Origin of the sequence: Streptomyces phaeochromogenes, from assembly GCF_001418655.1 — a bacterium.
In the GTDB taxonomy this organism is placed as follows: Bacteria; Actinomycetota; Actinomycetes; order Streptomycetales; family Streptomycetaceae; genus Streptomyces; species Streptomyces phaeochromogenes.
In genome coordinates this window covers 1-6,277 of sequence record NZ_LIQZ01000121.1, presented here as the reverse complement: position 1 = coordinate 6,277, position 6,277 = coordinate 1, and the positions used below count along the sequence as shown (strand labels likewise).

The 6,277-nt window shown below is 69.4% G+C and carries 5 protein-coding genes and 1 pseudogene; 4 read left to right on the top strand and 2 right to left on the bottom strand.

Annotation, left to right across the window (positions count from 1 at the left end; translation table 11 throughout):
* Positions 1 to 398: 398 nt before the first annotated feature.
* Together AOK17_RS52255 and AOK17_RS52250 are read left to right on the top strand one after the other, a co-directional pair.
* Positions 399 to 938, top strand: a pseudogene (locus AOK17_RS52255) (hypothetical protein); the annotation flags it as partial.
* 2 nt (positions 939 to 940) lie between these two features.
* On the top strand, positions 941 to 1,617 hold a 677-nt coding region (locus AOK17_RS52250; RefSeq protein ID WP_483855177.1), incomplete at its 5' end, for a polysaccharide deacetylase family protein.
* Positions 1,618 to 1,673: 56 nt separating this feature from the next.
* Here the strand turns inward: AOK17_RS52250 and AOK17_RS17440 are convergent.
* Positions 1,674 to 2,654: an ATP-binding protein gene (locus AOK17_RS17440; protein WP_055613408.1), complete on the bottom strand. Its 981-nt coding sequence runs from the start codon at positions 2,652 to 2,654 to the stop codon at positions 1,674 to 1,676.
* 100 nt (positions 2,655 to 2,754) lie between these two features.
* Between AOK17_RS17440 and AOK17_RS17435 the strand changes: the two genes are divergently transcribed.
* Positions 2,755 to 3,606, top strand: a complete 852-nt coding sequence (locus AOK17_RS17435; protein ID WP_055613407.1) for a Fic family protein — start codon at positions 2,755 to 2,757, stop codon at positions 3,604 to 3,606.
* A gap of 427 nt (positions 3,607 to 4,033) precedes the next feature.
* Here AOK17_RS17435 and AOK17_RS17430 read toward each other — a convergent pair whose 3' ends face one another.
* A complete protein-coding gene (locus tag AOK17_RS17430) occupies positions 4,034 to 4,858 on the bottom strand; it encodes an HAD family hydrolase (RefSeq protein ID WP_055613406.1) in 825 nt (274 codons plus the stop codon).
* A gap of 583 nt (positions 4,859 to 5,441) precedes the next feature.
* On the opposite strand from AOK17_RS17430, the gene ssd reads away from it, so the two are divergent.
* The coding region (gene ssd / locus AOK17_RS17425) for a septum site-determining protein Ssd (RefSeq protein ID WP_055613409.1) at positions 5,442 to 6,277 on the top strand (836 nt) is incomplete at its 3' end.

Genomic DNA, 6,277 nt, shown 5'->3' with positions numbered 1-6,277 from the left:
GCGGGCTGTGCGGCCGCCCCTCGTCCGGCATGTGCGATGAGTCGTCGGTGCGGGTGGGGACGCAGGCAGGCATGGTTCCCGTCTTCCTCCGGGGCTACGCGGTCGCTTGGGGCGCGGCCGTGGGTCACGGCGTACAGCGGCGGGATTTCTCAACGCTCGGTAAATGAATCGTAATGGAGAGTAAAGGACGTGTGCGAAAAAGTAGCGCAAATGGGTCAACAATTCACCTCAGGGGGTGATTAATCATTTTGATCGGCTTGTCGTACTAATTCCTTCCGGGACCCCTGCGATCTTGGGGGAGCTGTCGGTTTCTGTCCGTTTTCTCGGGGTTATCCGGGATTTCACCGCACGGAATCCCTTCCGCTTTGGCCCGACTGAAGGAAGAAGGTGGGCGGAACATGGCCACCACTCAGAGGATCGCCGCGGGCGTCACGGCCGCCGCGGCCTGCGCCGCCGCGCTCGCCGGCTGCGGTATCGGTGACACCGGCGTCGAGAAGGGCGCGCACGGTGACGGCGCTCGCGGCGCGACGAAGGCCGCGGGCGCCCCGGCACCCAAGAACGCGGTCCGTCTGATCGGCGACGGCTCGACCGCCTTCACCGGCGCGCAGCCGCACCTGCCGCGCCCCGAGCGGCTGAAGCCCGGTCAGAAACCGCCTCAGTTCGTGGTCTTCTCCTGGGACGGGGCCGGCGAGGACAGCCAGCGACTGTTCTCGCACTTCCGCAAGGTGGCCAAGGCCAACAACGCGACGATGACGTACTTCCTGAGCGGTGTGTACATGCTTCCGGAGGCGAAGCGCCGGCTGTACCGGCCGCCGCAGCACTCGCCGGGCCGCTCCGACATCGGCTTCAATGACGAGCAGGGCATCAAGGACACCGTGCGGCAACTGCGCGGCGCCTGGCTCGAGGGCAACGAGATCGGCACGCACTTCAACGGCCACNNCGCTGCCCTTCGACTACGAGAAGGAACTCATCGGCGCCCGCACGCCCTGTCTGGAGGGGCGCAAGAACTTCATGCGCGCCGCCCGGGAGCTGGGCTTCCGGTACGACACCAGTGGTGTCAACAACCAGGTCTGGCCCAAGAAGGAGAAGGGCCTGTGGGACCTGTCGATGCAACTCGTCCCCGTCCCGGGGCGCGCCTTCGAGACGCTGACCATGGACTACAACTTCCTGGTCAACCAGTCGGGCACCACCCGGGGCAACCCGGCCAAGCACGCGTACTGGGGCGACCAGATGCGGGACGGCCTGCTCAAGGGCTTCTCCCGCGCCTACGAGGGCAACCGCGCGCCCCTGATCATCGGCAACCACTTCGAGTCCTGGAACGGCGGCACGTACATGCGCGCCGTCCAGGAGACCATCGAGCGCGTCTGCACCAAGCCCGAGGTGCGCTGCGTCTCCTTCCGCCAACTCGCCGACTGGCTCGACGTCCAGGACCCGCAGGCGCTGGCCAGGCTCCGCACCCTCAAGGTGGGCGAGGACCCGAAGGCCGGCTGGACGTCGTTCCTCTCCGAGCAGCCCGCCCCGCCACCCGTCTCCGAGCAGCAGCCCTCGGCCCCCCTCGCCGAGCAGCCCGCCCCGGCCCCGAAGGGCGTTCCGGGGGCGCCGGCGGTCACGCGGTAGCCCCTGAGGGGCGGGAGCGGTACCCCTGGGGGACGGGCGGCCGTACGGCGTGAGGCTCAGGCCGTGGCGGCCTCGGCCTCGCGCAGGACGAACTCGGGGTCGACCTGGGCGGCCAGGTCGGCGCCCGTTCGTTCGTTGCCCCAGGACTGGGCGTTCTTCAGGTGGAAGTGGACCATCTGGCGCGTGTAGCGCTCCCAGTCGCGCCGCTCGTACGTGGCGTCGGCGGCGGCCTGGAGGGCGCCCAGCGCACGGCGGTTGCCGTCCTCCAGCTGCTCGAACCTGGGCGGGCGGCCCTTCTCCATGGCGCGCACCCAGTCCGAGTGACCGACCGTCAGCAGCAGGTCGTCGCCGACCTCGCTCCTGAGGAAGTCGATGTCGTCCTGCCCCTGCACCTTGTTGCCGACGACCTTCAGGGTGACGCCGAAGTCGCGCGCGTACTCCTTGTACTGGCGGTAGACGGAGACTCCCTTCCGGGTCGGCTCGGCGACGAGGAACGTGATGTCGAAGCGGGTGAACATGCCGGACGCGAAGGAGTCCGAGCCCGCCGTCATGTCGACGACGATGTACTCGCTCTGGCCGTCGACGAGATGGTTCAGGCAGAGCTCCACTGCACCGGTCTTGGAGTGGTAGCAGGACACTCCCAGGTCGGCCTCGGTGAACGGGCCGGTAACCATCAAACGGACGGTGCCGCCGTCGAGTTCCACCGGCCGCGCGCAGGCCTCGTACACCGGGTTGTCCTCGCACACCCGCAGCAGACGGGAACCCTCGCCGGGCGGGGTCGTCTTGATCATCGTCTCGGTGGACGTGATGCGGGGGTTGGAACCACGCAGGTAGTCCTTGATCAGCGCGAGCCGGTCGCCCATGGCGGGCAGTCGCCGGGCCTCCTCGTCGGCGAGGCCGAGCGCGGGTCCGAGGTGCTGGTTGATGTCGGCGTCCACCGCGACGACGGGCGATCCGGTGGACGCGAGGTGGCGCACGAAGAGCGAGGACAGGGTGGTCTTGCCGCTGCCGCCCTTCCCAACGAAAGCAATTTTCATGTTCATTAAGGTACCGGCGCGACGGCGTCCGAGGGCCGCCACACGTGAAGAAGACCACTCATTAGTGGGGCGTGGGCCTGGTGTGCGTAGGGTCGTACTCATGAGTACGACAGGTGGGAACGCCGACCCGCTCGCGGCGCTGGGGTCGCTGCCCGGCGTGGCCGAATCCGTGGAGTCCGTGCGCAAGGCCGTGGACCGGGTCTACGGGCACCGCATCATGCGGCGCCGCAGCAACGCGATCACCTCGGAGGCGGCGCTGCGCGGCGCCCGCGGTTCCGCGGCGCTGTCCGGTGCCGACTGGGCCCTCGAAGAGGTGCGCCGGCGGGCCGACTTCAGCGGCGACGACGAGGCCCGCGTGGTGGGCTCCGCGCTCAGGCTGACCGCCGAGGCGGGCCAACTCCTGTCCATCTGGCGGCAGTCGCCCCTTCGGGTACTGGCGCGGCTGCACCTGGTGGCCGCCGCGGACAAGGGGGACACGGTCGGGCGTCCGCGACGGGACGGTGAATCCGTCACGGAGACAGTCGCGTCCGCCGCCGCGGGGCCGCCGTTGATCGAACTTCCGCTGCCGGACGCGGCCGAGGTCGAGGGCCGTCTCGACGGACTGGCGCGGCTGGTCATCGAGGGGGGTTCCGCACCCGCCCTGGTGACCGCCGCGATCGTGCACGGCGAACTCCTCGCGCTGCGCCCCTTCGGTTCCCACAACGGCCTCGTCGCGCGCGCGGCCGAACGCATCGTCCTGGTCGGCAGCGGCCTCGACCCCAAGTCCGTGTGCCCGGCCGAGGTCGGTCACGGGGAGCTGGGCCGCGCGGCCTATGCGTCGGCCCTCGAAGGCTATGTCTCCGGCACTCCGGAGGGTATGGCGACCTGGATCGCCCACTGCGGCAGGGCTATCGAACTCGGCGCCAGGGAGTCGACGGCGGTGTGCGAGGCGCTTCAGCGAGGGGCCGCGTAGGCCTGGGGGCTGGGGGGGGCTGTGGGGCTCTGAACGCCCTGGCCTCTGAAGCCCTGGCCCTTGAAGTCCTGGGGCCCCTTGAAATGCCCCTGAACAGGGTTGCGGCGGTACGGGATCCGTACCGCCGCTGGCATGTTCACCCGGTTACCAAGCGTCCTCGAGATATTGCCCATCAGGTCGGGAACTGTTGCCCGTCGCCTGGTGCGGCTGGCCCGTAATCGACGGGTCGACGTCGCGTGGGTGCCCGGTGTTCATGCGCGGTCCGTGGGGCCTCGGTTGCGTTTGAAGGTGATCCTCTCGGATGTCCTTGGTCTCGCGGGCCGTTAACCCCTTTGTACTCCAGGTCCGGAGGAAGCGGAACCCCTCGCTGTACTTCTTTACTTTTGCTGCCAAAGGGGGCTAATCGGGCGCGCTCGCGGCCTGTGGATCACACGGCCGCCGCGCGTCGACGGCTCGCGTACCAGACCAGACCCGCCGTGGCCGCCGCCGCTCCTATCGCCGCGGCGGCGACGAGCGCCTGCCGCGGCGGCACCGACAGCCGCTGCTTCAGCCGGACCGGGTGGTGGAAGTCGAGGATGGGCCACGCGCGCGCGGTGGCCTCGCGGCGCAGCGCGCGATCGGGGTTCACGGCGTGCGGATGGCCGACCGCTTCGAGCATCGGGATGTCGGTCGCCGAGTCGCTGTAGGCGTAGCAGCGGGAGAGGTCGTAGCCCTCGGACGCGGCCAGCTCCTTGACGGCCTCGGCCTTCGTCGGGCCGTACGCGTAGTACTCCACCTCGCCCGTGAAGCAGCCGTCGTCGCCCACGATCATCCGGGTCGCCACCACCCGGTCCGCGCCGAGCAGTTCACCGATGGGCTCGACGACCTCGGCCCCGGATGTGGAGACGATCACGACGTCCCGCCCGGCGATGTGGTGCTCCTCGATGAGGGAGGCGGCCTCGTCGTAGATGATCGGATCGATCAGGTCGTGAAGGGTCTCGGCGACGATTTCCTTCACTTGTTGGACGTTCCAGCCGCGGCACAGCGCCGACAGGTACTCGCGCATCCGCTCCATCTGGTCGTGGTCGGCGCCGCCCGCGAGGAAGACGAACTGGGCGTACGCGGTGCGCAGCACGGCCCGGCGGTTGATCAGACCGCCTTGGTAGAACGACTTGCTGAACGTGAGCGTGCTCGACTTCGCAATGACCGTCTTGTCCAGGTCAAAGAAGGCCGCTGTGCGGGGCAAGGAGTGGTTTTCCACGGGGTCGAGCATATGCGCCCGCCATTCGGGCTAGTGTGGGGCGCGTGGGTTTGCCTGAGAGGGCTCTCGGGTACACCATGGAAGTCACGGATCGTTCGCGACCGTGCTAACCCGGTCCGGCTCCTCCCCCCCCGAGTCAGACCGTGGGGACGACCCCCGCTCTCCCCCCCGGCGGGGGTCGTCGCATGTCCGGGTGGGTTTTCAACCATACTTTTTCGAACGCCGGGCCCTGTTGTGCGGGCTGCGGCGTTCCTCTGTGTCTGCACAGGATTCGTCACTGTAGGTAGTCGCCGCACTGCTCTAAGAGAGTCGTACAACACTCACTCATCGGTCACCGGTTTGGGTGAAGGCGATATTCACAACCGTTGAGTTGTCCACAGTTATTGACCAAGATCCACACGATTTCCTGGATCGCTGCACCGTGATTCCAACGCGCACCGCTCGCGGCAGTTCATGGCCGGTTCCGATTGTCCGGAGGCTATGGCCGGTTCGTATCGGCGGTTCATATGGAGGGCCGGTTGCCGGTTCTTCGCGCGGGCGGAAATCGCGGGGCCGCAGGGGCGCCGCGAGGAAGCAGCGAAGGGGGCTGGAGATCGTGGCGGGAGCCATCACACACGACCGGCTGTCGGCCGCCGAGGGGCGGCAGGGCGGACCGTTGATCGTCACGGAGGACGCGGATCTGCTGGACGACCTGCTGCGGCTGTGCGCCGCGGCCGGCGCCCGGCCCGAGGTCCACCACGGGGTGCCGGAGCGCGGCGGCGGCTGGGAGACGGCGCCGCTGGTGCTCGTCGGCGACGATGCCGCGCGGCGGGTGCGTGGAGCCGCGCGCAGACGCGGAGTGGTCCTGGTGGGGCGGGATCAGGACGATTCCGGGGTCTGGCGGAGGGCTGTGGAGATCGGCGCCGACCATGTTCTGCTGCTGCCGGATGGCGAACAATGGTTGGTCGACCGGATCGCCGACGTGGCCGAGGGTGTCGGCCCGCCCGCCCTCACCGTCGGCGTGATCGGCGGGCGAGGCGGCGCCGGATCCTCCACGCTCGCCTGCGCGCTGGCGGTCATCTCGGCGCGCCAGGGAAGGCGCACGCTCCTTGTCGACGCGGATCCGCTCGGCGGCGGACTCGATGTACTCCTCGGCGGAGAGGCCGCCGAGGGGCTGCGCTGGCCGGACTTCGCCGCGTCGCACGGCCGGGTCGGCGGAGGCGCCCTGGAGGAGTCGCTGCCCTCACTGCATGCCCTCCGGATCCTCAGCTGGGACCGCGGCGACTGCGTCACCATCGCACCCGAGGCCGTCCGGGCCGTGCTGGCCGCTGCCCGGCGGCGGGGCGGGGCGGTGGTCGTGGACCTGCCGCGCCGAATCGACGAAGGGGTCGCCGAGGCGCTCGCCCAGGTGGACCTGGGCCTGCTCGTGGTCCCCGCCGAGCTGCGCGCCGT

Coding starts and splice junctions, on each gene's coding strand:
- AOK17_RS17430 (WP_055613406.1), bottom strand. CDS start 4,858: ATGCTCGACCCCGTGGAAAACCACTCCTTGCCCCGCACAGCGGCCTTC.
- AOK17_RS17435 (WP_055613407.1), top strand. CDS start 2,755: ATGAGTACGACAGGTGGGAACGCCGACCCGCTCGCGGCGCTGGGGTCG.
- AOK17_RS17440 (WP_055613408.1), bottom strand. CDS start 2,654: ATGAAAATTGCTTTCGTTGGGAAGGGCGGCAGCGGCAAGACCACCCTG.